At 63.7% G+C, this 23,205-nt stretch carries 30 protein-coding genes and 3 pseudogenes; 15 read left to right on the forward strand and 18 right to left on the reverse strand.

What is annotated here, in order from left to right; translation table 11 throughout:
• Positions 1 to 1,037: 1,037 nt before the first annotated feature.
• The 11 genes and pseudogenes from PE067_RS06115 to PE067_RS06165 form a co-directional block, all read right to left on the reverse strand.
• Positions 1,038 to 2,030, reverse strand: a pseudogene (locus tag PE067_RS06115) (type I restriction enzyme endonuclease domain-containing protein).
• A 61-nt stretch (positions 2,031 to 2,091) separates the two neighbouring features.
• Positions 2,092 to 2,715, reverse strand: coding sequence for a hypothetical protein (locus tag PE067_RS06120; protein ID WP_276188358.1), 624 nt, complete (start codon positions 2,713 to 2,715; stop codon positions 2,092 to 2,094).
• Positions 2,600 to 3,121, reverse strand: a complete 522-nt coding sequence (locus PE067_RS06125) for a DEAD/DEAH box helicase family protein (protein WP_276188318.1) — start codon at positions 3,119 to 3,121, stop codon at positions 2,600 to 2,602. Before PE067_RS06125 ends, PE067_RS06120 begins: the two co-directional genes overlap by 116 nt.
• A gap of 70 nt (positions 3,122 to 3,191) precedes the next feature.
• Entirely contained in the window at positions 3,192 to 3,956 is a 765-nt protein-coding gene (locus PE067_RS06130; RefSeq protein WP_276188319.1) for a type I restriction endonuclease, read from the reverse strand.
• A complete protein-coding gene (locus tag PE067_RS06135) occupies positions 3,956 to 4,327 on the reverse strand; it encodes a DUF4268 domain-containing protein (RefSeq protein WP_276188320.1) in 372 nt (123 codons plus the stop codon). Before PE067_RS06135 ends, PE067_RS06130 begins: the two co-directional genes overlap by 1 nt.
• Before the next feature lie 90 nt (positions 4,328 to 4,417).
• A complete protein-coding gene (locus PE067_RS06140) occupies positions 4,418 to 5,098 on the reverse strand; it encodes a hypothetical protein (protein WP_276188321.1) in 681 nt (226 codons plus the stop codon).
• A complete protein-coding gene (locus PE067_RS06145; protein ID WP_276188322.1) occupies positions 5,098 to 6,276 on the reverse strand; it encodes a restriction endonuclease subunit S in 1,179 nt (392 codons plus the stop codon). Before PE067_RS06145 ends, PE067_RS06140 begins: the two co-directional genes overlap by 1 nt.
• 77 nt (positions 6,277 to 6,353) lie before the next feature.
• Complete coding sequence (locus PE067_RS06150; protein WP_276188323.1) at positions 6,354 to 6,542, reverse strand: hypothetical protein; 189 nt, start codon at positions 6,540 to 6,542, stop codon at positions 6,354 to 6,356.
• A complete protein-coding gene (locus PE067_RS06155) occupies positions 6,509 to 7,195 on the reverse strand; it encodes an N-6 DNA methylase (RefSeq protein ID WP_276188324.1) in 687 nt (228 codons plus the stop codon). The genes PE067_RS06150 and PE067_RS06155 overlap by 34 nt, the downstream gene beginning before the upstream one ends.
• Complete coding sequence (locus tag PE067_RS06160) at positions 7,092 to 7,406, reverse strand: N-6 DNA methylase (RefSeq protein WP_276188325.1); 315 nt, start codon at positions 7,404 to 7,406, stop codon at positions 7,092 to 7,094. Before PE067_RS06160 ends, PE067_RS06155 begins: the two co-directional genes overlap by 104 nt.
• A gap of 33 nt (positions 7,407 to 7,439) precedes the next feature.
• Entirely contained in the window at positions 7,440 to 7,961 is a 522-nt protein-coding gene (locus PE067_RS06165) for a type I restriction-modification system subunit M N-terminal domain-containing protein (protein ID WP_346429660.1), read from the reverse strand.
• Between the two features lie 1,028 nt (positions 7,962 to 8,989).
• Between PE067_RS06165 and PE067_RS06170 the strand changes: the two genes are divergently transcribed.
• The 7 genes and pseudogenes from PE067_RS06170 (at position 8,990) to PE067_RS06200 (ending at position 13,531) form a co-directional block, all read left to right on the forward strand.
• Positions 8,990 to 9,727: an ADP-ribosylglycohydrolase family protein gene (locus PE067_RS06170; protein ID WP_276188359.1), complete on the forward strand. Its 738-nt coding sequence runs from the start codon at positions 8,990 to 8,992 to the stop codon at positions 9,725 to 9,727.
• A 52-nt stretch (positions 9,728 to 9,779) separates the two neighbouring features.
• Positions 9,780 to 9,965, forward strand: coding sequence for a hypothetical protein (locus PE067_RS06175; RefSeq protein ID WP_276188327.1), 186 nt, complete (start codon positions 9,780 to 9,782; stop codon positions 9,963 to 9,965).
• A 505-nt stretch (positions 9,966 to 10,470) separates the two neighbouring features.
• Complete coding sequence (locus PE067_RS06180) at positions 10,471 to 10,641, forward strand: ADP-ribosylglycohydrolase family protein (RefSeq protein WP_276188328.1); 171 nt, start codon at positions 10,471 to 10,473, stop codon at positions 10,639 to 10,641.
• 7 nt (positions 10,642 to 10,648) lie between these two features.
• Positions 10,649 to 11,273 (forward strand): annotated as a pseudogene (locus PE067_RS06185) (ADP-ribosylglycohydrolase family protein).
• Positions 11,233 to 11,481, forward strand: a complete 249-nt coding sequence (locus PE067_RS06190) for an ADP-ribosylglycohydrolase family protein (RefSeq protein ID WP_276188360.1) — start codon at positions 11,233 to 11,235, stop codon at positions 11,479 to 11,481. Before PE067_RS06185 ends, PE067_RS06190 begins: the two are co-directional and overlap by 41 nt.
• A 424-nt stretch (positions 11,482 to 11,905) precedes the next feature.
• Positions 11,906 to 12,631, forward strand: coding sequence for a hypothetical protein (locus PE067_RS06195; RefSeq protein WP_276188329.1), 726 nt, complete (start codon positions 11,906 to 11,908; stop codon positions 12,629 to 12,631).
• A gap of 112 nt (positions 12,632 to 12,743) precedes the next feature.
• Positions 12,744 to 13,531, forward strand: a protein-coding gene (locus PE067_RS06200; RefSeq protein WP_143795259.1) for an IS5 family transposase whose coding sequence is annotated in 2 segments (ribosomal slippage) — positions 12,744 to 13,083 and positions 13,083 to 13,531 — 789 coding nt in all. Because the reading frame shifts where the segments join, the coding sequence is not laid out codon by codon here.
• Between the two features lie 299 nt (positions 13,532 to 13,830).
• Here the strand turns inward: PE067_RS06200 and PE067_RS06205 are convergent.
• From PE067_RS06205 to PE067_RS06230, 6 genes are all read right to left on the reverse strand, one after another.
• A complete protein-coding gene (locus tag PE067_RS06205) occupies positions 13,831 to 14,079 on the reverse strand; it encodes a hypothetical protein (RefSeq protein ID WP_276188330.1) in 249 nt (82 codons plus the stop codon).
• A complete protein-coding gene (locus PE067_RS06210) occupies positions 14,076 to 14,543 on the reverse strand; it encodes a hypothetical protein (RefSeq protein ID WP_276188331.1) in 468 nt (155 codons plus the stop codon). The genes PE067_RS06205 and PE067_RS06210 overlap by 4 nt, the downstream gene beginning before the upstream one ends.
• Positions 14,544 to 14,627: 84 nt before the next feature.
• A complete protein-coding gene (locus PE067_RS06215; RefSeq protein ID WP_276188332.1) occupies positions 14,628 to 14,768 on the reverse strand; it encodes a hypothetical protein in 141 nt (46 codons plus the stop codon).
• Positions 14,769 to 14,787: 19 nt separating this feature from the next.
• Positions 14,788 to 15,552, reverse strand: coding sequence for a hypothetical protein (locus tag PE067_RS06220; protein WP_276188333.1), 765 nt, complete (start codon positions 15,550 to 15,552; stop codon positions 14,788 to 14,790).
• A gap of 30 nt (positions 15,553 to 15,582) precedes the next feature.
• Entirely contained in the window at positions 15,583 to 16,224 is a 642-nt protein-coding gene (locus PE067_RS06225; protein WP_276188334.1) for an RraA family protein, read from the reverse strand.
• 14 nt (positions 16,225 to 16,238) lie between these two features.
• On the reverse strand, positions 16,239 to 17,444 hold the full coding sequence (locus PE067_RS06230; RefSeq protein ID WP_276188335.1) for a pyridoxal phosphate-dependent aminotransferase: 1,206 nt from the start codon (positions 17,442 to 17,444) through the stop codon (positions 16,239 to 16,241).
• A 142-nt stretch (positions 17,445 to 17,586) separates the two neighbouring features.
• Here PE067_RS06230 and PE067_RS06235 point away from each other — a divergent pair, with 142 nt between their 5' ends.
• Positions 17,587 to 17,769, forward strand: coding sequence for a LysR family transcriptional regulator (locus tag PE067_RS06235; RefSeq protein WP_276188336.1), 183 nt, complete (start codon positions 17,587 to 17,589; stop codon positions 17,767 to 17,769).
• A 49-nt stretch (positions 17,770 to 17,818) separates the two neighbouring features.
• Here the strand turns inward: PE067_RS06235 and PE067_RS06240 are convergent, their stop codons facing one another.
• A complete protein-coding gene (locus PE067_RS06240; protein WP_276188337.1) occupies positions 17,819 to 17,977 on the reverse strand; it encodes a hypothetical protein in 159 nt (52 codons plus the stop codon).
• A 95-nt stretch (positions 17,978 to 18,072) separates the two neighbouring features.
• On the opposite strand from PE067_RS06240, the gene PE067_RS06245 reads away from it, so the two are divergent.
• The 7 genes and pseudogenes from PE067_RS06245 to PE067_RS06270 all read left to right on the forward strand — a co-directional run bounded on the left by PE067_RS06245 (position 18,073) and on the right by PE067_RS06270 (position 23,109).
• The gene (locus tag PE067_RS06245; RefSeq protein WP_346429661.1) at positions 18,073 to 18,501 is read left to right on the forward strand and encodes a substrate-binding domain-containing protein; all 429 of its coding nucleotides are present in this window, start codon (positions 18,073 to 18,075) and stop codon (positions 18,499 to 18,501) included.
• A gap of 139 nt (positions 18,502 to 18,640) precedes the next feature.
• A complete protein-coding gene (locus tag PE067_RS06250; protein WP_276188338.1) occupies positions 18,641 to 18,985 on the forward strand; it encodes a biotin/lipoyl-containing protein in 345 nt (114 codons plus the stop codon).
• Positions 18,982 to 20,067 (forward strand): annotated as a pseudogene (locus tag PE067_RS06255) (biotin carboxylase N-terminal domain-containing protein); the annotation flags it as partial. The gene PE067_RS06250 and the pseudogene PE067_RS06255, both read left to right, overlap by 4 nt.
• A gap of 118 nt (positions 20,068 to 20,185) precedes the next feature.
• Positions 20,186 to 20,335, forward strand: coding sequence for a hypothetical protein (locus PE067_RS21800; RefSeq protein ID WP_346429662.1), 150 nt, complete (start codon positions 20,186 to 20,188; stop codon positions 20,333 to 20,335).
• A 329-nt stretch (positions 20,336 to 20,664) separates the two neighbouring features.
• Entirely contained in the window at positions 20,665 to 21,975 is a 1,311-nt protein-coding gene (locus tag PE067_RS06260; RefSeq protein WP_276188361.1) for a 5-oxoprolinase/urea amidolyase family protein, read from the forward strand.
• Entirely contained in the window at positions 21,968 to 22,306 is a 339-nt protein-coding gene (locus PE067_RS06265; protein WP_276188339.1) for a hypothetical protein, read from the forward strand. Before PE067_RS06260 ends, PE067_RS06265 begins: the two co-directional genes overlap by 8 nt.
• Positions 22,303 to 23,109 (forward strand): LamB/YcsF family protein, encoded by an 807-nt coding sequence (locus tag PE067_RS06270; RefSeq protein ID WP_276188340.1) that lies wholly within the window; start codon positions 22,303 to 22,305, stop codon positions 23,107 to 23,109. Before PE067_RS06265 ends, PE067_RS06270 begins: the two co-directional genes overlap by 4 nt.
• The last annotated feature ends 96 nt before the right edge of the window (positions 23,110 to 23,205 follow it).

Consider the following 23,205-nt stretch of genomic DNA (forward strand, 5'->3'; position numbering starts at 1 on the left):
TTCAGTTACGTATTGCTAAGGTTAAAGAACGACTTCCATACTGCTGTGTGACAGCACCTGGCCTAAACCCACCGTCAGCCATACGACCGACCAGAACAGCGACCTTCGCCCAAACTCAGCAGCCGCCAGAGCGGCACCACCGGGGAAACCGCCGAGGTCCGGGCGCTTTCGCTGCCGGGTGTTCCCGGATATTGCTCGACCTGCTCTGCCGGCGCTGGTGACAGCTGGCAAAATCCGGATCCGGGCACAGCCGTTGCGAGTGGCCTCGTTGCCGCGGCATCCTCGCTGACCTTGCCGACCTTCTCCGGCGCACTCCTTCATACCGGATTCCAGCGACCAGCGCGAAAGCCAGGTGGGCATCATCCGGCCCGGCCACATGCGCTGCCGACCGACCACGGCCGCCTTTCCTGCGCAACCCGGCGTTCGACAACGAACGGCTCGATGCCAGACCGTCACGGCATTGACGTCGACCCGATCGGCCATTGCCGCCACCATTTCTCCTGCCGTTGCCATGTCATCACCATTCAGAATTATTTCGCATGGGGTTATCGCAGGTGGAAAAGCCTGCGTCTAGCCACCAAACGGAGAAATTACGAAATGGGGCGCCGTCAGTCCATGCCGTGACCATGACGGGCTGCGCAGGCACCTGCCGATTGCCGCGCCCTAGCGGTAACGTGGTTCAGCCTTCCAAACCCTGACTTCTGGTAGAGCATGCCACGATGAGCCAGAAACCCTCCTTCCGGCAATATCGCTGAACTGCCCGGCATTCGGCGCTGACGTCAGACATTTTAAACTCGGAACTCGGCTTCCCGCGCCATCGCCTTCGGCCCGCTGCAATTTCCACATGTTTGATCGCTTCGGGTCCTGAAGATCCGGCGGGAAGCCATGCTTTTTCAGAATCCGGGTTTCACGGCCACCCGCATCTTGGTGCGTATTGGCATTCGTCCTTGCGCCACCAATCGACGGACGGCGCTGCCGCGCACCGCGTTTACCAGTTCTGCGGCAATGATCCGGTTGTACCCCGTTCCCCATTAGGGTCAAGGCGCTTCGCTGCGAGCCAAAGCATCATAAAAGGCGGCCTCCTCCTGAGACAAGCCGTCCGCCGGCTGATCCCGAAGATCCCTTGCCAGCTCAAGCAGTTCCCGGATCACCTGGAATGCATCGATGCTTCGGTTGTGATACCGGGAAATTGCGTCGGTCAGCTGTTCTCGAGAGCTGGCGTCCTTTTCGCCAGGTTCGTCCGCGGTGCGCAGGATCTCGCCGTTCAACAGCCGTCGCAACGCCTCTACCGCGAGATTCTTCTGTTCAACACCCTTGATGCTCAGCAGAAACCCCTCATCCAGGACGCTGATATCCGGCCTGTCGACCCCGCAGGCCTTCAGGATGTCGATCACCTCCGTCGAGCCGACGGCCCGATTGATCAGCTGCGAAATCGCGAACTCCGTATCCTCGACGGCCCGGCCCGCCGAGGTGGACGCGTCCATCTTTCCGATCGCGCTCTGGACCGCGGCGAAGAAGCTCACCTCCTCCTTCGCGGCTTCCGCGCTCCGGCGTGCCGGAGGCGATCCTGAAAGCGGTGATCAGCCGAGGCCGCATCCATGAAGCGTTTCTTGCTCGAGTTTTCGGTCGCCGCTCTCGATTGGCTTGCCCTTCTTGTCAACCACCGGAAGGGTCAGCGCATGTTCTATCGCCGTCGGCAGGATGCGGATGCGATCGTCGGGCGTGCCGTTCAGCGCGGCCAGATAATCGACCCCGCTGAACATGCAATGCACCACGTCAAGCGCGGTCAGAAGCGCATCGACCGCTTCGCGCTGATCCACCCCGGTGCGGCTCTGGTCCGATTCCGAATAGTGGGCCAGCGCGTTTTTCAGATCCGCCGCCGTGCCGATATAGTCGACGACCAGGCCCGAGGGCTTGTCGCGGAACACCCGGTTGACCCGGGCAATGGCCTGCATCAGCCCATGCCCCTTCATGGGCTTGTCGACATAGAGCGTATGCATGCAGGGGGCGTCGAAGCCGGTCAGCCACATATCCCGCACGATCACCAGCTTCAGCGGATCGGCCGGACTGCGGTAACGGTTGCGCAACGCCTCAAGCCGGGCTTTCGATCGGATATGGGGCTGAACCCGAGGGATCCTGCGCAGCGCCCGTCATCACAACCTTGACCTGGCCGTCCGCATCCTCTTCCGAATGCCAGTCCGGATGCGCGGCGACGATCCGGTTGTAGACCTCGACGCAGACATGGCGCGACATGCAGACGATCATGGCCTTGCCACCGCCCATCGCCTCAAGCCGCGCATCGAAATGCTGCAGGATGTCCTCAACCACCTTGTCGAGCCGCTTTTCTGCGCCGACCAGCGCCTCAACCCGGCTCCAGCGGGATTTCAGCGCCGCGACGGAACGCTCATCCATATCGGCCCCGGCATCTTCCGCGTCTTCAACGATATCGGCAAATTCTTCGTCAATCTCACTCATCGTCGAAGAGGAGGGCTCGATCCGGGCAACGCGACCTTCGTAATAGATCGGCACGGTAGCGCCGTCCTCAACGGCCCGGGTCACATCGTAAACGTCGATATAGTTCCCGAAGACCGCCTGGGTATTAGCCCTGACCAACGATACCGGCGTGCCGGTGAATCCAACATGCACGGAATTCGGCAGCGCCTGGCGTAGGTAGTGGGCGAAACCATAGCGGGTTTCGCCGGTCTCCGTGTCCAGTTTCGCCTCGAAGCCATATTGGGATCGGTGCAGCCTCATCGGCGAAGACAATGACGTTGTCACGGTCGGTCAGCAGTCCGAAATCCGTCTCGCCCTTTTTCGGGCGGAACTTCTGGATCGTGGCAAAGATCACCCCGCCCACCTTGCGGTCGAGCAAGCGCTTCAGATCGTCTATATCCTCGGCCTGTTCCGGCTTTTCGCCAAACAGCGCAGCACAGCGCGAGAAGGTCGCGAACAGCTGGTTGTCCAGATCGTTGCGGTCGGTGATCACCACCAGCGTCGGGTTGGCCAGGCGCGGATCGCGCACCAGCCGCCCGCCGAGGAAGGCCATAAGCAACGACTTACCCGAACCTTGGGTATGCCACATTACCCCGCCGCGCCCATCGCGTCCCCGGGCGGCCAGCACCGCCGCCACCCCTTTGCGCACCGCATGGAACTGGTGATAGCCGGCGATCTTCTTGATCGGCCCCTTGCCCTCATCCTCGGTAGACGGTGAACCAGCGGAGCATTTCCAGGATGGTTTCCGGGGCCAGGAGCCCGCGGATCAGGGTTTGCAAGGCCAGCGCCGAGGTATCATCGATGATCGTCTCGCCATCCACGGTCCGCCAGCGCATAAACCGGTCGAAATCTGCCGAGATCGAACCGTAACGCGCGGTCACCCCCTCAGAGATCACCGAGAAGGCGTTGGTGCGGAACAGGTCCGGGATCTGCGCCTTGTAGGTGTCGATCTGGTTGCAGGCCCCCTTGAGGGTGCCGTTCTCGGTTCCCTTCAGTTCGACCACCACGATGGGCAGCCCGTTGAGGAAGATCACGATGTCCGGGCGCCGAACCGATTTCCCGGCGATTTCGAACTGGCTGACCACCAGCCAGTCATTCTGGCCATTGTCCCAGTCGACCAGCCGGGCCAGATCGGTTCGCTCTTCACCGCCTTCGAACCACGAGACCTTCACACCGCCCACCAGCAGCTCGTGGATGCGGCGGTTTTCCTGGACAAGATCACCGGCAAAGACCGTATCGCGCAGCGCGTTGACGGCGTTGCGCACGGCCTCATCGGGAAGGTGCTGGTTCAGCCGACGGATTGCCGCTTCCAGACGCGGCAGCAGGATCGGATCGCGGAAGCTTTGGCGCAGCGCATGGGGCGCATCCGGCTCGGTTGCGGCCCCTGGCATGAACACATGGCCAAGGGCCTGCAATTCGCCAAGCGCCCAGTTTTCAAGGTCGGATTCCGATGCAAAGGCCATCAGATACCCTCCTCGTCGTGGGTGCGGATCTGGCGGTTCAGGCGGGCCAGCGGCTCCTTGAACGCGGCCTCGAGCTTCCGAATATGTTCGGACATCCAGGCGATCATCTGCGGCCAGTTGGTTGGGTCAAAGCTGTCGAAGGGGCTCGCGAAAACAACCTGACACTTCTTCCTCTCATCCTTACGCTGCCATGTGAGCGGTTCGCCGAACACAGCCTCAATCGCGGCCTTTTCAGCGCAAAGAGTATCAAAAATCCTCTTGTTTTCAGAGGCATCAGACCGTTCGATCACCAACTCAACGCGGGCTTCGCTTTTGCCAAAGATCAGGCTGTAGCGGCAGGACGAGAAAGCCATGACCCAGCGCTGATCCAATAATCCTCGCTCGGGCTGATGTTTTGAAAAAGCGTCACGCCATCTGTGTGCAGTTGAGCCATGGCTTTCTGCCAGAACTCTAGACGTAGCTTATAGCGGTGCTTCTGCGTGTCCTGCGCGGCCTTCTCCTCGCCGTCCTTGTTCGACATCGAGATCATGAAATCCGCAGCTTCGGGCGTCGGGATGATCTGCTGGATGTCGATGATCAGTTCTTCCCCCAGCATGAAGGGGGTGACCCCTGAAGCATTTCGCCTCGATCCCCCGGCTCAGTAGCCACAGCACGGTCGCCGTCACCTCGCGCCGAAAGTTGGCAGCAATAAAGAACATGCGCTGGTCATTGTCGCGGTTCAGCGAGATTTCGGCCAGATCCTCGACCTCGAGGAATTCGCACAGCCGCGCCACCGCATTGCCACCACCGCAGAACCGGTCGAGGTATTGCTGATAGATGTCGACGATCTGGGTCCTGTTCAGGCCGGACACATAGGCGGTGTATTTCAGCGCCTGCCAGGTCACATCGCGGCCCGAGTCGTCGAGCTTGTTCTCGATGACGACAAGGTTGCCTTCCTTGTCGAGCGCCAAGAGGTCCAGCCGTTCGCGGGTTTCCTCGAACCCGTCGAATTCCTTCTGGATGATCAGCAGCTCCTCGCCCAAGGCATCGGGCTGGTTGGCCAGCCATTCCTGCAAATGCCCGCGCTCCCGCAGGTTCAGGTCGGAAAACCGCTTCTGGGTCAGGCGGGACAGGCGGTTTTGCGAGCGGTCAACGCGGAACATCAGGCAACCTCCTCGACCAGTTCGCGGGCCTCGCCAACGCGGAGTTCGCCGGACATCAGGCGCGGCAGAAGGGTGTCGCGCAGGGTGGCGAGGGTGCGGGACTCGTGAACGCTCGACACGATGCGCTCGCGCCAAGGGCGGGTGATCTGCTCGAAGGCTGCCGCGATTTTCGGCGACGGAAGGGTGACTTCGTAAGATCCCATATCTGACCAGCTCGTTCGCGGCATCCTCGTGCCCGAGGAGCCGGCGTTGGTATGTTCTACGAACTCATCCGTCGAGATCATGGACAGGACAAATCCAGCCCATTCGGGTGCCTTTGGCCGGACTACGATGATGTCGGTTGAGCAAATGCCGTTGACCGGAGCGATGCCCACCTTGTGGAAATAGGGGCGCAGCTTGCCGAACAGGAAGTCACCGGCGGTCATTCCGGATTTCTGGCTGCCAACATCCGCGGCTGTGCCCCAATCGGGCAACGTGATCGAACGTCTCGGCATGTGCTCCAGGCCGATGTAGGGTGTGTCCGGGTGAATCTGCTCCGGCTTGACGCCGTTGCGCGGATTTACAGCAACGTCAGAGAGCTTTCCCGCGCACCACCCCACCGGCAGCCCATCATCACCGAAGCTGTCGGGGAATAGCGCAGCGGTGGCGGCGTCCATATGGGCGGGCTGGCGGCCTTCCAGCCTGGCCCAAACCGGGTCGAAATCCACGAACCAGGAACGATAGAGCGCACGCGCCATCTCCTCCAGCGTGGCCGAGGCCTTGCGGTTCACCTCGATCTTGTCATCCAACGCCCCGAGGATCGCGGCGATCTCGCGCCGGTTTTCCGGCAGCAGGTCTGGAACCTCGATGGACGCGATCTGTTGCCAAGATACACGTTGACGGCCCGATGTGCCTTCCATCCGCTTGATAGCTTCCGCTCGAAAACCCTCATGCCGGCTGAGATAATAAATGAAGTCATCGTCCCGTTCGTCTTTGCCGCGGACGACGATAAACTCGGTAGAGCCGAACCCCGCAGATCCTTCAGGCAGGTCCTTGACTTGCGCTCCCTTGCCATTTTCCAGGCAAGGAGTAATCCGCGCTATGAGAGTGTCACCATTCTGAAAACGCGCGCCCGAGCCGGTAAAGGGTCTTTCGTTGACAATCCGAACGTCCCGGCCATGTGTCGGTAACGCCGCCATGTCGAGAAAGGCGTCGGCGCACCTTCTCTTGATCGGGATAGGTGGGTTTGAGAAGCGGCGATATCATCCAAAGCGCATTATTCCAATACCTCCAACCGCTTTTCAATCAGTGCCTCCAGCCGCCGCCCTTCGACAAAATGTCCGCGCAATTCGCCCATCAGCCGGTCGAACTTCTCCTCGAAGGGTTCGCCGTCCTCCTCGGCAGCACCTGCGCCGACATAGCGGCCCGGGGTCAGGACGAAGCCGTGCTTCTCGATATCGGCCACCCCGACCGAGGCGCAGAACCCCGGCTCATCGGCATAGGGCAGATCAGTGGGCTCACCCGCCAGGCGTGGTAGGTATCGGCGATCTTGCCGATCTCGTCCGGTGACAGTTCCTCTTGCTTGCGACTGCTCGGCACCAGCGCGCCCATCTTGCGGGCGTCGATGAACAACACCTCGCCGCGCCGGTCGCGCAGCTTGTGACCCGCCGCATGGCCGTTCGATTTGTCGCGCGCCAGAATCCACAGGCAGGCCGGAATCTGGGTGCCAAAGAACAGCCGCGTCGGCAGCGCCACCATGGCATCCACCGCGCCCTGCTGAACCATCGCGCGGCGGATATCGCCCTCACCCGATTGCATCGAGGACATGGAGCCATTGGCCAGCACCACGCCCGCGATGCCATTGGCGGAAAGGTGATGGTGGATAGGCGACAGCCGGAAGTTCGCGTTGCCGACTGGCGGCGTGCCGAATTTCCACCGGATATCCTCGCGCAGCCGCTCGCCCTCCCATTCCGAGACGTTGAAGGGCGGGTTGGCCAGGATGAATTCGAACCGTTCATCCGGGAAAGCATCGCGCACCAGCGTGCCTTCGTGGTTCCAGGCGATATTGCCGAAGATCCGGCGCATGGCGAGGTTGACGCGGGCGAGCTTTAGGTGCATCGCGGCTGCTTTCCTGACCATAGACCGCGATATCATCGACCCGGCCCTGATGGGCACGGATGAACTTTTCCGACTGCACGAAGAAGCCGCCGGTGCCGCAGCAAGGGTCATAGACCCGACCCGAGACCGGCTCCAGCATCTCGACCAGCACCGAGACGATGGATTTCGGCGTGTAGAACTCGCCGCCGCGCCGCGCCTCCGTTCGAGGCAAATTCGCCGATGAAGTGTTCGTAGACCCGGCCGATCAGGTCGAAATCATGGTTGCTGCCGTCGAGGTGTGCAGGTCGTTGGTGAACAGCTCGATCAGGCCCGAGACGATGTCGCGGCTGAGTTCGGCGCGACCGTAGACCTTGGGCAGCGCGTCCTTCAGCGTGTCATTCGTGCGTTCGATCTCGCGCATGGCATTGTCGACCCGCACGCCGATATCAGCGGATTTGGCGCTTGCGGCAAGCTTGTCCCAACGGGCCGGTTCCGGCACCCAGAACACGTTTTCGGCCGCGTACTTCCCGGGGTCGTCGGGCATCGGCGAGATCATCGGCCAGTGAATTCCGCCCGCTTGGGCCTCGAACGCCGCCGAGACATAGCGCAGAAACAGCAGCAGCTTCGAGTGGGCGACGTATTTGTATTCGCCGGGATCCATCTTGCCGCGCATCTTGGTCGGCGGCACGCGAAAAAGGGTCCTCTCGATCTGTCTGGTCATCATTTCTGCCCCACGGTAAATCTTTGATTGCGGGCAGAAATCACCAGCCTCGGCCTTCTTCCTCATATCTTAGGAACTGCAATGCTGCTGACAGCGCAACCATGACGGATTTTTGTGGATTACCGGACAAGGGCCGGATGTTCCCGCAAATCCCGCAAGATGAGGAGGGTAGAGAATAGCGCCCTTTACTGCTGTCCACAAGAGTAATATCCAAACAGAAAATAAGGGGCACCATGCAGCAACTCAGCGACTATTCACATCCCGCACTTGCGGTCGATATCATTGCCTTGTGCGTCCGGGATGCGGGGCTTTACTGCCTCGCTCATCCGTCGTGAGGACGGTGATGTGGTTGGCGGAGACTGGGCGCTTCCGGGGGCATTCGTGCATCAGGGCAAGCCCTTGAAGAGGCCGTCGGTCGCGCGGCGCAAACCAAGGCGGGGATAGGCGATCTTCATCTCGAACAATTGGCGGCTTATGGTGATCCGAGCCGGGACCTCGCGGTCATGTCGTGTCGCTCGCCTGGCTGGCGGTGGCGCCGGAAGCTGCCTTTCGAAGCCGCATGGCAGGGCGCCAGGATCTGCAACTGGCCCGTGTCCATATACCGGGGGCCAGTTCTTCCGTTGCCATCGTGAAGGATACAACAGGTGTCCCTTTGCGGCTGGCATTTGACCATGAGGCCATTCTGACGGATGCGGTCCGCCGATTGCAGGAGAGGATAGAATCCGGGCCTGTCGGCTTTGCCTTCCTACCGAAGCGCTTCACCCTGCGAGATATGCAGCAGGTCCACGAGGTGATTCTCGGACGTTCGCTGGCCAAATCCTGGCGTCTCTGGCGCAAACTCCCGATCACCATCCTCTTCGCGCGACTGGGAATATGCAGACCGGAAACGCATTCCGGCCGGCAGAGCTCTATGAACTGGACGGGGGCAGCCGTTCATGACCACGGATTGCCGCCTCCACGATATCGCCGACAGGTGCAAAGGTGCCTTGATGGGGCCTTGCGCGTTGGTGATGCGCTTGGTGCGCCGGTTGAAACCCGGGCCGCAGGCACGTTTACGCCCGTGACCGGCTTCCGCGCGGGCGGTTATTTCCGCGCTGCCGGCCGGAGCCCGGACCGACGATACCGCGATGGCTCTGTGCCTTGCCGACAGTCTGGCAGAAACGGACGGGTTTGATGCCTCGGATCTGCTGCATCGCTTCTGTCGTTGGGCGGAATTCGCCGAGAACACCAGCACCGGAGTCTGTATCGGAGCGGGAAAGAACACCCTGCGGGCTTTGGGACATTTCCGTCGCACCGGAAGCATTACTGCCCTGTATTTCGGCCGCCATGGAGACGGGAACGGCGCCTTGATGCGCCTCGCACCCGTTGTGATCCGATTCCGCGACGATCGTGACCTGGCCATTACAGTGGCCGAACGTCAAAGCCGAACCACCCATGCCTCAGATATCTCGGCAGCCTGCTGTGTTTTCGCTGCCGACCTGATGCGGCGCCTGATTATTGGCGAGCCCTGGAACGATGCCCTGGATGCAGCGCGCGACTGCGGGAGTCCGGCTGTCAAAGAGCGCATTTCCACGGCGTTGCAAAATGAGGTTCCTCCCAATACCGGATATGTCCTCGATACGCTGCAGGCTGCGATATGGGCGGTCGCACACAGCGATACATTTGCAGAAGCGGTTCTGCTGGCGGTCAATCTGGGCGGGGATGCCGACACGATCGGCGCTGTCACAGGGCAAATCGCCGGTGCCCGATGGGGCTGTCTGGCGATTCAGCAGGAATGGAGATCCGGACTTGTCATGGCCGACAGGATTCTGGCACGGCAAGCGAAAGGCTGATCGCCCGAAGGCCAGATTGTAAACATGCCACCATTACACAAGGAAGCTGTCCATGAGGGATCAATTCGTCGGAGACATCGGCGACTACGCGAAATACAGCCTTTTCAATGTTCTTGCGCGGGGTAGGAAGCCGTGGATCGCTTGGTATCGGACCCCGGATCAGCCGGTTACGCATGGAAATCACGACAGCTATCTGACCGACCCGAACTGGGCTGAGCAGCGACGAGAAGATCTTTGAGTGCCTGATGGCGCTACGGATTCAGCGGCCGGCGTTCCATCGCAGCGCTCGAAGCAGGCAGGTATTCTGAACGCGCAGGCTTTTCAGGCCGGAAGCTGGAATTTGACGCAGGGCCTGTTGCTGGCCGCCCGGCTTGGCGCGAGGCGTGGTTTCGGGACACCCTGTCCGACCTTGCCGATTGCGATTTCGTGTTCGCAGATCCCGACAATGGCCTCTATCCTGACGAGCGATTTTCAGCCTCCCGCAAAGAGAATCTGCGTCATATTCCGCTTGCCGAAGCCAAACGCCTTGCGGCAGGACGGTCCGCGATGATCTACCACCATCACGGGCACGTATCCAAAACCGCCGAGATCGAAAAATGGTGCGGCGCCCGCAGGGCCCGAAACGATTGCGGTTTACTTCGGCGCATGGGCTAGCCACAGTTTTTTCGTGGTGAACCCCGACCAGCAGATGCGAGACGCCGTCGCAGAATGGGCCGTCCGCTGGCCGAAGACAGAGGTTTTCGATGGCCGTTTCTGAGCATCTGATTTTCAGCTGCCTGCTTGGTGGCGCCACCGGAGATGCCTTAGGGGCGGAGATCGAATTCTGGTCCCTGCCGAGGATCCGGAGCCATTTCCCTGATGGTCTGCAGAAAATTCCTCTGCATGACGGGGATGGTCGGTGCGATCACCGATGACACGCAGATGACGCTTTTTACTGCGGAAGGGCTGATCCGGGCGGCTGTCCGTCAAGAGATGCGTGGAATCGGCCACCCCGCTGGGGTCATTCACCATGCCTTGCTGCGCTGGCTGGCGACACAAGGGGTAGCCCCGGGCATGGATATTGACGATGTTGGATTAATCCGGGATCGACGCCTGCACGCCCGAAGGGCTCCGGGAAACACCTGCCTGTCTGCGCTGAGTGCGGCCAGGCAGTTCGGTGATGCCGCACGCAATGATTCCAAGGGATGCGGCACAATTATGCGGGTGGCACCGATTGGCATTCGTCGCCCCCGGGCGTGTTCGTGATCTGGCAATGGAAACATCGGCGCTCACGCATGGTCATGCGACCGGACAGGACGCCGCCGCCGCGTGGGCGTTGATCCTGACAGATTTGGCGCAGGGCGTGGACCTTGAGGTTGCGGCTCACCGGCAGGAAGGCGCTTTCGGCCCCGAAACGTCACGCGCTCTTACCGGGGCGCTGGCCGCGCCGCGCGACGCAAGGGCGGAAACTGTGGAAAGCCTGGGCGGCGGCTGGATTGCAGAGGAGGCTCTTGCCATCGCCCTTTATGCCTCGCCTTTGCGCGCGCGATTTCCAGCACGGTCTTGAGATTGCGGTGACGCATGGGGGCGACAGTGATTCAACCGGTGCGATTGCCGGGAATGCTCTGGGCCTGCTGTTTCCCGAGCAGGTTCCGAGCCACCCGTGGGCCGATCAGGTGGAATGCCGCGATATCATAAGCGATATCTCTCGTGATCTTGCGCTGGCGATGTCGGGCAGGACCGCGGAGTTGGCAGAAAGATACCCGGGGTATTGAACGTGGAAGCCGTCAGTAGTGAGCTTGGGCCGGGCCGATTCAGATAGCAGGGTTCGGCTCATTGCTTATTTCGGGATTCCTGAACCAGATCCCCGGCAAAGACGGTGTCGTGCAGAGCGTTGACGGCGGAGCGAATGGCCTCGTCGGGCAAGGGGGCATTGAGCCGCCCTATCGCGGCATCAAAGCGCGGCAACAGGATGGTTCCCGATAGAACTGGCGCAGCGCATGGGGCGCATCCGGCTCGGTAACCTCGTCAGATTGTTCATACAGGTATTCCGTTGGAGCCCCCCCGAACGTGGCACTGGCTACTTGGCAAGACGGTCCCTGACGACTGAAGGGAATCAGCTGGGCTACTTGCCTCTGGGCGACTTGGCCATATGATCGTCAGCAAACCTCCATCGAGAGGACAAAGACGGGTTCTTCCATGATCGAATTCCGCCCTCTGCCTGACGACCATCCGGATCTGGCCCTGTCACCCATGTTCCGCGCCGCCTCGTTGACGCTCGGCTACGCCTTGGAGCAGGGCAGCATCGGCCTGACCGCCACCAAAGCCTTCAAGCAGGGTTTCGTGCATTGGGCGGTGGAGCATTTCCAATGGCCCGGCAAAACCGCCGAGGAGATGTTCCGATACAACAAGGTCGTGAATGAGGCCGATTTCCCACCGCTGGAACTCCTGCATTTCCTGTTGATCCGGTTGCGCCTCGGACGGCATTATAAGGGCACGTTCCGTGCGACGAATGACGGCAGGATGTATGCCGGACAGCCCGGTGCGCTCTTCGAGAAGTTGGTGCCGTTCTTCTTGCTGGCGATGGATCACGCCGCCTATTCCCGGACCGGCGAAGCTGCGCCCGGCAACTGGGACACCTGGCTCAACGTCATGAACGTTGAAATCGAGAATGGGCTAAGCGAGCGAAGACTCTATGGGGTCTTCTATGGTGAGGGGCCCAACTGGGACAATGACAGCTGGCGACAGATCGGCGCGTTCAGTTCCTGCGTCCTGAAGCCGCTGGAATGGGCCGGGTTCATCACCTCACAGGAAACCCGCGAACCGGACGGGCGGCCGGCCCAGATGATTTTCAAGACGCCGCTCTGGCGCTCGGTCCTGAAGCTCGAGACCGATCGGCATGTCAGGCCCATGGTCCGGCATTGATCCCTACGTCGGCATGTATGAGCTGTTGCAGGCTTCGTGGGCCAGAGGCTAGGTCGTGTTGACAAAAGGGATTCCCCTTGGGCTTGGGGCATGATTCAAGCTGGCATCTGCGATGGAGACCAGCTTGGCACGAGACCTTATGTCGGACGAGGAGTGGGCGTTCTTTGAGCGCTTCATCTTCGCCGTCCGCGCCCCGAACGGGCGCAAGCCCACCAACCACCGCCTCGTTCTTGATGGCATATTCTGGATCGCACGCACCGGTGCGCCATGGCGGGACCTACCTGCCGAGTTCGGCAAATGGTCAAGCGTCTATCGGCAGTTCCGGCGCTGGACGCTGGCAGGCCTGTGGGAGGAAATCATGGATGCCCTGAACCAGAGCGGAGCCGTGCCAAGCGCCCTGCAAATGATCGACAGCACCGTGATCCGTGCCCACCATCAGGCAGCGGGCGCTAAAGGGGGACTCCGCGACAAGGTTTCGGCCGTTCTCGAGGTGGCTTTACGACCAAGATCCACCTTCTGGTCAACGCGCACGGGCTACCTATGAGAACAGAGATCACGCCGGGCCAGACGTCGGACTATCTCGGCTTCGATCTGGTGATGGTGGATAATCTGCCCCGCCCGAGCGTGCTGCTCGCAGATCGCGGCTACGATGCAGACAAGATCAGAGACGGCATGGAGGCGCGCAACGTCCTGCCCGTGATACCGATGCGCAAGTCCCGCAAAAAACGGATTGGTGTCGATCGTTCGCTGTATCGCCTGCGCAATCTGGTCGAACGCTGCTTCAACAAGCTCAAGAACGCCAGGCGTGTCGCGACCCGCTACGACAAGACGGCAGAAAGCTTTCTCGGCTTCATTGACATCACGTCGATCCGCCTCTGGCTCCGTCATTTGTCAACATGACCTAGGAAGTCGCCCTGATCATGCATTGCCAGAAGCTCGGACAGGTTCATGGTAGCTTTGGTCATCGGGGTCTCCGTAAAATCCGTGGTTGAAGCGTCGAAACTCCACCTCGATCATACACCTCGATGGCCACCCCAGGTTACACTGGCAGCGCCGATGAAATTACACCACGTGCGCGGACGCTACCAAAAACTTCTGGCAGGCGGCCTCGACGATGAGGCAGGTCTGGACACCGCGCCCCCTCATGATGAACTTCGTCGCTTTCCCGGCCCCCAAGGCGGTTTGCCGGGTGGGCCGGGTCAATCCCGCGCGGGCGGGCTGGCCGTCGGGCGATGCAGTTGGGCGGTCGGCCTTTGCACCCGCGCGGCCTCGCGCATGCGGGCCTCGGCCTGCGCGGGGTTGGTCGAGGCCGCGATGCCCGACAGGATCGCGGCCAGTTCGGCGCAGGTCTGCGCCAGCGCGCCGTCCCCCGTCGTGACGGTGGGGCAGGGCGGGGTCGCCGGGTCGGGCGCATCTTCGCCGCGCGCCGTCAGTTCCTCGGCGATCACCAGCGTCTTGGCGCGCAGCCAAGCATAGCGCAGATTGTCCAGTAGCGCGGGAATATCCGCAGTTTCTCGCACGCCGCCGATCCGGCGCGGAAATCGCCCGGCATCCCGGAAAGGCGTTCAGATAGACAGCCGCGCCAGCCGGCCTCGTGCCGCCCGCCCGGATGGGTGATGCCGCTGTCGCCCAGAAGCTGCTTGGCGCGGGTCAGGATGCGGGCGTGCATTCCTCGAACCCCGGATCGTTGACCTGCAACAGCGTGACCGCCGTGCCGCGTTTTTCGGGATCCGGCGACGGCGAGGCTGAACAGCGGGTTTCCGGCCACCCATGCCTCGACCGCCGCGCGGTTCGCGGTCGAGCGCGCGTTCAGCGCCGCCACCGGCCCGATGCGGTTTTCGATCTGCCGCAGCCCGAACGTGGTTTCGGCGAAGGCCAGCAGGCTGAAGGTGTTGATGACGCCGCCGGTCATGCGGTCGGCCTCGGCGTCGTAGAACGGCCCCTGCGCGACCGAGCGCGGGCCGGTGACCGGGCGCGCGCGGGTCCTGCGGCACGGTCAGGCTGAGTTGACGGGGAATCGCCCATGAGGGGTGGCGATATTGCGGTCGATCTGCGCCAGCGCCTGCGGCGTGAAGCTGGCGGTGAAATAGCCCGAAACTCCGCCGATCGCTTTTGCAGCGGCATGAACAGGCAGCATTTCGCCATCATTCCGGCGATCAGCTCCTCGGGCCAGGGCATCGCCCCAGAAGCGAGGTCGCGTCGATGATCGCATGGCGGTTCACCGGGTCGCGGTCCAGCCATTCCAGCAGACCGGCGACCTCGGCGGCGGAATAGGCGGTTGCGCCGGTGGTCTCGCGGCCGACACCGATGAACAGGCGTATGCCCATCTCCTCCAGCGCCTCGGCGGGCGGGATGGCGCCTTCATCGCCGGCGAAATGCAGCCGCTCGGTCGTGCCGTTCCGCGACAGGCGGCACAGGTCGGTGATCTGCGCGGCCCATGACTGGCGGAAGAATCCGGCTGGCCCGTTGCGGCCGCTTTCGGGGCGGGGGGTGTCGATCCAGACCTGCTGAACTGGGTCGTTCAGCGTCATCAGGTGCTGGATGCAGGCGGTGAAGCCGCTGTGCCCGCCGCCCAGTCCCACGGCAAGGCGGTTCTGCAAGGGCAGGCCGAAATAGCGGTGAATGGCCCGCATCATGTCGCGCAGGATGCTGTCGGCAGGCTCGCCCCGGTGCATCGAACGCGCGAGTTCCGAGACCGTATAGCCGCCCACATCGCGCCCCCGGTCGTCGGTCTTGCGATAGGTGGCGCTCACCCATTGTTCGAATTCCAGCCGCCGCGACCGCCGGTCCACCTCGTCGGTCGAGCCGTCGCTGATCGGACCGACGCCGAAGAACGGGTTGGACGGGCGCGCGGGCGGTCCCGCGCGCGTGGCGTCAAGCGCGGCCTCGCGGGCCGCGCGCAGGGTGTCGGTGGCAGGCATGGCGGGTCCTTTCGGGAAAAGGGGGCGCGGTCAGGCCCTGGTGTCGTAGGCGCCGACGTAATGACCGGCGGCGATGCCGCGCAGGACGTCCTCTTCCTTGGCGGATTGGGCGCGGGTGGCCTCAAGCAGCGCAGGCGCGACGGATTGGGGAAAGGCCACGACGCCATCGGCATCGCCCACCACGATATCGCCGGGATTGACCACCATGCCGCCGATGGTCACGGGGACGTTGATTTCGCCCGGTCCGTTCTTGTAGGGGCCAAGATGGATGCCCGCACGGGCAAAGACGGGGAAATCCGATGCCGCCAGCGCGGCCACGTCGCGCACCGCCCCGTCCAGCACGAAGCCCGCCGCGCCGCGCATCCCGGCCACCGAGGACATGATCTCGCCGATCAGGGCGCGGCTGATGTCGCCGCCGCCATCGACCACGATCACGTCGCCGGGGCGCAGCAGGTCCAGCGCCAGGTGGATCGCCTTGTTGTCGCCCGCGCGGGTGCGCACGGTCAGCGCGGTCCCGGCCATCGGCGTGCCGTCATGGAAGGGGCGCAGCCCGACCGCGCCGGGCAGGCGGTGCAGGTTGTCGCTGATATTGGCGACGGGCAGGGCGCGGAAGGCCGCGATCAGCGCGGGATCGGCCTGCACGGGATTGGGGTTGTGGCGTTCGTCAAGCATCTTGGGCTCCTTTGTCATTTGAGCGCGGCGCAGGCGTCGGCGATCAGCGCGCAGCCTTGGGCGATGGTGTCTTCAGAGGTGGCGAAGGACAGGCGCAGGCAGGGCGACATGCCATAGGCCGCGCCGTCCATCACCGCGACGCCTACGGATTTCAGCAGATAGAGCGTCAGGTCGGTGTCGGTCCCGATCACCTCGCCTTCCGGCGTGCGGCGGCCGAGCAGGGTCGTGACGTCGGGGTAGATGTAGAAGGCCCCCGCCGGGCGCGCGCAACTGATGCCGGGAATGGCGCTGAGCCGTTCGTGCATCAGGTTGCGGCGGCGTTCGTAAAGCGCGACCATCTCGCGCACCGGGGTCTGGTCGCCGTTCAGCGCCTCGACCGCCGCCGCCTGGCTGATCGAGCTGGGGCAGGTCGTCGATTGGCCCAGCAGCTTGGTGATCGCGCCGACGACCTCGGACGGCCCGGCGGCATAGCCGATCCGCCAGCCGGTCATCGCATAGGCCTTGGACATTCCGTTGATCATCAGGACCCGCCCGGCAAGGCCGGGATCGACGCGCAGAAGGCTGTCGGCGCGGGCACCGTCATAGACCAGATGTTCATAGATATCGTCGGTCATCACCGCGACATGGGGGTGGCGGTGCAGCACCTCGGCCAGCGCGGCAAGTTCTTCGCTGGAATAGACCGCGCCGGTCGGGTTCGAGGGCGCGCAGAGGATCACCCAACGGGTGCGCGGCGTGATCGCGGCCTCCAGCGCCGCAGGCGTCAGCTTGAAATCGTCGCCGCGCGCGCAGGGCACGATCACCGGCCTGCCGCCGTTCAGCGCCACGATATCGGGGTAGGAGACCCAATAAGGCGCGGGCACGATCACCTCGTCACCGTCATTCAGGGTGGCTGCGAAAGCCTCGAATATCAATTGCTTGGCGCCGCAGCCCACCACGATATCCGCCGGGCTGACGGTCACGCCGTTGTCGCGCGCCAGCTTGTCCGCGATGGCCTGACGCAGCGCGGGCGTCCCGTTCGAGGCGGTGTAATGCGTGTCCCCCGCCCGCATCGCGGCGATGGCGGCCTCGATGATATGGGGGGGCGTGTCCAGGTCCGGCTCGCCGATGGTGAAATCCACGATCCTGCGCCCCTGCGCCCGCAAGTCGTTGACGATGGCCTTGGCGGCGATGCTTGCCGAAGGTTTCAGCGCATTCACGCGGTCGGAGAGGGTTATGCTCATCGGTTTGCCTATGATTTGGGCGAACGGCCCCGAAAGGGCGGTCATTTGCGGAATTTCTTGCATCTTAGGCGGGGGTATCATAAAAAAACCGATAAATATTTATCTTATATCATTCCTGATAAGAATGATTGACGGAGGTTCCATGCCCGCCCCGACCACGCTGAAGCAGTTGGAGACGATCTATTGGATCGCCAATCTGGGCACGTTCGAGCGCGCGGCGCTGAAACTGAACACGACGCAATCGGCGATCTCGAAACGGATCCAGGAACTGGAACTGGCCGTGGGGGCGGAACTGTTCGACCGCAGCCTGCGCGCGCGCGCCTGACCGAGAAGGGCGAATACCTGATCGCCATCGCCGAAGAGATGCTGGAGCTTCAGAACCGCATCCATTCCCTGCGCGACGGCGCCGCGCCTCCGGTGCGCCGGATCCGCTTCGGCGTGACCGAACTGATCGCGATGACATGGCTGCCGCGCATGGTCACCCTGCTGCGCGAGCAATTCCCCAATGTCATGCTGGAACCCGAGGTGGACATGAGCCGCACCCTTTACGAGGGTCTGCAAGACAACAGCCTGGACCTGATCGTGATCCCCGAAACCTTCTCGGCGCCCGAGGTCACATCCCGAGGTTCTGGCCCATGTCCGCAACGACTGGATGGCGCGGCCCGGACTGGTCGCCTCGGGCGGGCGCGGGCCGCTGCCGCTGTCGGATCTGGCCGGGTATCCGATCCTGTCGCAGGGCAGCCGTTCAGGCTCGGGGCTGCATTTCAGCAAATGGCTGCGCAACCAGGGGATCGTCTTTCCGCGCCAGGTGTCCAGCGACAGCATGACCGCGCTGCTGGGGCTGACCATCGCGGGCCTGGGGGTTTCCTACATGCCAAGCGCCTGTTTCCAGCCCCTGATCGACGAGGGCAAGCTGGAAATCGTCCTCGCCGAGCCCGCCTTGCCGACGGTTCCCTATGCCGCGATGTATCGCAACGACCGGCCCTCGGCCATCGCGGCCTCGGTGGCGCAGGTGGCCGCCGAGGCCTGCGATTTCACCCGGCAGTTTCAGGGATGATCGCTATAGGGAATGAAATTCCATAAAATTAAATCGCTTTTTGTCAAGAAAAGGGCGGGTAAGGATGGCCGGGCAAGGGCGGATGAATGTTTCCCGCCCGAAAGGGGTTGCATGGATTTCGCGCAGATCAGGCAGAATCGTGGATGAACTGGCCGGATCGGCGGCCACCGAGGTCAAGGTCGAGACCGGCGGGATGAAGATCCACCTGCGTTTCGCCCAAGCTGGCGCGGCGCCCGGCGCGGAAACCGTCACCGCCCCCATGCCCGGCGTGGTCTATCTGGCGCCCTCGCCCGGCGCCGCGCCTTTCGCCGGCATCGGCGCGCAGGTCGCCTCGGGCGATACGCTGCTGCTGGTCGAGGCGATGAAATCCATGCTGCCCGTCCGCGCCCCCTTCGACGCAGTGGTCGAGGATATCCTGACCTCCGACGAATCCCCGGTCGAGATCGGGCGGCCCCTGATCCGCCTGCGCCCGGTATCCGCATGACCCGCAAGCTGCTGATCGCCAACCGGGGCGAGATCGCCCTGCGCATCCAGCGCGCCTGCCGCAAGCTGGGCATCCCGCATGTGCAGGCCTGTTCGCAGGCCGACCAGGACGCGCGCTATGTGCGCGAGGCCGACCAGTCCATCTGCATCGGCCCGGCGCGGGCGCGCGACAGCTATCTGAACATCCCGGCGCTGGTCTATGCCGCGCGGGCGACCGGCGCGGACATGATCCATCCGGGCTATGGCTTCCTGTCCGAAAACGCCGATTTCGCCGCTGCCGTCGAGGCCGAGGGGCTGGTCTTCGTCGGCCCGCCCGCCTCGGCGATCCTTGCGATGGGCAACAAGGTCCGCGCGCGGCAGGCGATGATCGCGGCGGGGGTGCCCTGCATCCCCGGCTCGCCCGGTCCGCTGCCAGATGATGTGGCGGAAATCCGGCGGATTGCGGAAGGGATCGGCTATCCGGTGATCGTCAAAGCCTCGGGCGGGGGCGGCGGGCGCGGGATGCGCGTCGTGCAGGTCGAGGCGGATCTGGACGAGGCCGTCGCGCTGACCCGCGAGGAGGCCCGCACCGCCTTCGGCAATCCCGAGCTTTACATCGAGCGTTACCTGACCACGCCGCGCCATGTCGAATTGCAGGTGCTGTGCGACGGCCACGGCAATGCGGTGCATCTGGGCGACCGCGATTGCTCGATGCAGCGCCGCCACCAGAAGGTGATCGAGGAGGCCCCGGCCCCCGGTGTCTCGCGCGCGCTGATCGAACGGGTGGCGGCGCGCTGCCTGGAGGCCTGCAAGACGATGGGCTACCGCGGTGCGGGCACCTTCGAATTCCTCTATGAGAACGACGAGCTGTTCTTCATCGAGATGAACACCCGCCTTCAGGTCGAGCATCCCGTGACCGAGATGGTCACCGGCATCGACATCGTGGCGGCGCAGTTGCGCATCGCGATGGGTGAACCGCTTGGCCTGACGCAGGCGGATGTGCGCTTCACCGGCCATGCCATCGAATGCCGCATCAATGCCGAGGATCCGGCGACCATGCTGCCCTCGCCCGGCTGCGTCAGCGAATGGCAACCGCCCGAAGGCGAGGGGCTGCGCGTCGATACCCATCTGCACGAGGGCTATCAGGTGCCGCCGCATTACGATCTCGCTGGTGGCGAAATTCATCGCCCATGGGCCGGACCGCGCCACCGCCATCGCCCGGATGGAGGATGCGCTGGCCGCCACCCGCGTCGCCGGCATCGCCACCAATATTCCGTTGCAAACCCGGCTGATGCGCGACGCGGCTTTCCGCGCGGGCGGCGCCGGGATCAACTATCTGGAGACGAAGATGAAGGCAGAGGCAGGGGCATGAGCGGGCCGGTCTTTTCCGAACTGGGCGAGGCCGCGCTGCTGTGCGAATACGCCCCCGGCGCGCTGGACCTCGACCGGCAGCGGCGGGTCTGGGCGGTGGCCTCGGGCCTTGCCGGGGTGCCGGGCGTGCGCGAGGTCGTCCCCGGCATGAACAACCTTGCCGTGGTCTACGACCCCGATGCCTTTACCCCCGCCACGCTTGCCGACAGGATCAAGGCGCTGTGGTCCGCGCCCGTTCCCGATACGGCGGGCGGGCGTGTCCATGAAATCGCGGTGGTCTATGGCGGCGAGGCCGGGCCTGACCTGGCTGCTCTGGCCGAGGCTGCGGGGATGACTCCTGCCGAATTCGCCGAACTGCATGCCAGCGGCGACTACACCGTCTATGCCCTGGGTTCGCAGCCGGGATCTCGGCTATCTGGGCGGGCTGGACCCGCGCCTTGCCGCGCCGCGCCGCGCCGTGATCCATCCCCGCGTCGAGGCCGGCCGCGTCATCATCGGCGGCGCGCAGACGGCGGTGCAGTCGCGCACGACGCCCTCGGGCTGGCACATGATCGGGCGGACCGAGGCGGTCTTCTTCGATCCCACCGCCGACCGCCCGGCGCTGCTTGCGCCCGGCGACCGGGTGAAATTCAGCTTGTCGGAGGTGCTGGCGTGATCGAGATCGTCTCTGCGGGCGTCATGGCCTCGGTCCGGGATCTGGGCAGGCCGGGCTGGCGCAATCTGGGCGTCGGCAGCAGCGGCGCGATGGATGCCTTCGCGCTGCGGATCGGCAATATGATGGTCGGCAATCCGCAGGGTCTGGCGGGGGTCGAGTTCACGCTTGGCGGTTTCCGGCTGCATTTCCGGCGCGATACGGTCTTTGCCCTGACCGGGGCCGATGCGGGCGCGGCGCTGGACGGGGTGCCGGTGCCCGCATGGTGGGTGCGCCACGCCCGCGCGGGGCAGGTGCTGAGCGCGCAGATGGCCGGGCGCGGGATGCGCAGCTATCTGGCGGTTGCGGGCGGGATCGGTGTCGCGCCGGTCATGGGCTCGCGCGCGACCGACGTGAAGGGCGGTTTCGGCGGGCATGAAGGCCGGGCCCTGCAAGCCGGCGATCTGCTGCCGCTGGCCGAGGCCGAAGAGCCGCCCCGGATCGGCCCTTGCGGTTTCGGGCTGGATGCGGGCCGTCTGGACCTGCTGCCCGCGCCCGAAGCCGAGATCCGCTTTATCCCGGCGAAGGAATGGGACATCCACGGCCCTGTCTTGCAGGAACGTTTCACAAGCAGTGCATGGGTGCTGCAACCCGACAGCAACCGCATGGGCTATCGCCTCTCGGGGCCTGACATGCGGCGGGATGCGCCGCTGGAACTGCTGTCACATGGCATCCTGCCCGGCACGATCCAGCTTCCGCCGGGTGGGCAGCCGGTGATTCAGCTGAACGACGCCAATACCTGCGGCGGCTATCCCAAGCTGGGCGTGGTGATCGAGCCGGATCTGAGCGCGTTGGCGCAGGTGCGGCTTGGTGCGAGGATCTGCTTTCGTGCGGTGGGCCGCGACGAGGCGCTGGCGGTCCGCACGGGGCGCGAAACCTTCATCGCGCGGCTGGCGGCGCGGATCGCCCTTGCGCGCGACTATTCGATGCGGAGCGGCTGGAATGGATAGAAAGTTTGCCACCGAATTGCGGTTGCTGATCGACCACCTTGCCACGCGCGGCGTTGCCATGCTGTCGGTCCGGCAGGGGGATGAGCGGCTGCGGATCACCCTTGACGCTGGCATCGCCCCGCAGGCACAGGTGCAACCCGTCACCATCGCCGCCGCCGGGCCGGGCATCTTCCATGCCCGCCACCCCGGCGGCGCGGATCTGGCCTGTATCGAGGCGGGCGATTTCCTTTTCTCCGTCGCCACAATCGGTGAGGGCGACGAAATACTGGAACAACATAGCGCGGTCGTCGGTTTCGGCACCCCGCTGATCCGCAGGAAAGGCAAGACATGACCGGGCGCACAATCGACCTGAATTCCGATCTGGGCGAGGGCTATGGCGCCTGGCGCATGGCCGATGACGCGGCGATGCTGGATATCGTCTCCTCGGCCAATATCGCCTGCGGCGCCCATGCGGGCGATCCGGTGGTGATGGCCGACACGCTGGCGCTGGCCCTTGCGCGCGGCGTCGCGCCGAGGGCGCATATCGGCTATCCCGACCGGCAGGGCTTCGGGCGGCGGCCGATGCAGTTTGACCTGCGCGAGCTGGAGCTGCTGACCCTGACCCAGCTTGGCGCAATCTCGGCTCTGGCCGGGGCGGCGGGGGTGCGGCTGACCCATGCGAACTTCCATGGCGCACTTGGCAATCTGTCCTTTGTCGATCGCGACGTGGCGCGGGTGCTGATCGGCGCGCTGCGCAGCTTCGATTCCGATCTGGCCTTCGTCGGCCTGCCCCATACCGCCGCCGCCGACGAGGCCGAGCGGCAGGGGCTGCGGCTGGTGCGCTCCTTCCTTGCCGACCGGGCCTATAACCCCGACGGCACGCTGGTTTCGCGCAAGCAGTCCGGCGCGGTGATCCACGATCAGGCCGCCGTGGCCGCGCGGATCGCACAGGCCCTGACCGAGGGCACCGTGCGCGCCATCGACGGCAGCCTGATCGCGATGCCGGTCGATTCGATCCTGATCCACAGCGACACGGCGGGTGCGGTCGAACTGGCGCAGGCAATTCGCCGCACGGTCGAAGAGGCGGGGTTCACCGTCGTCCCTTTTGCAACCCCGCGCGGCCTCAACATTCCCTCGAGGAATGAAAACGCATAAGTATATATCGCTATAATTTCTCAACCCTCTGCGCTTTCATGGGCCGAGATGCCGCGATCCGCGAATGATCCCGACGACAAACATCACATCACAGGG

Origin of the sequence: Paracoccus sp. DMF-8 (assembly GCF_029309835.1) — a bacterium.
GTDB lineage: Bacteria > Pseudomonadota > Alphaproteobacteria > Rhodobacterales > Rhodobacteraceae > Paracoccus.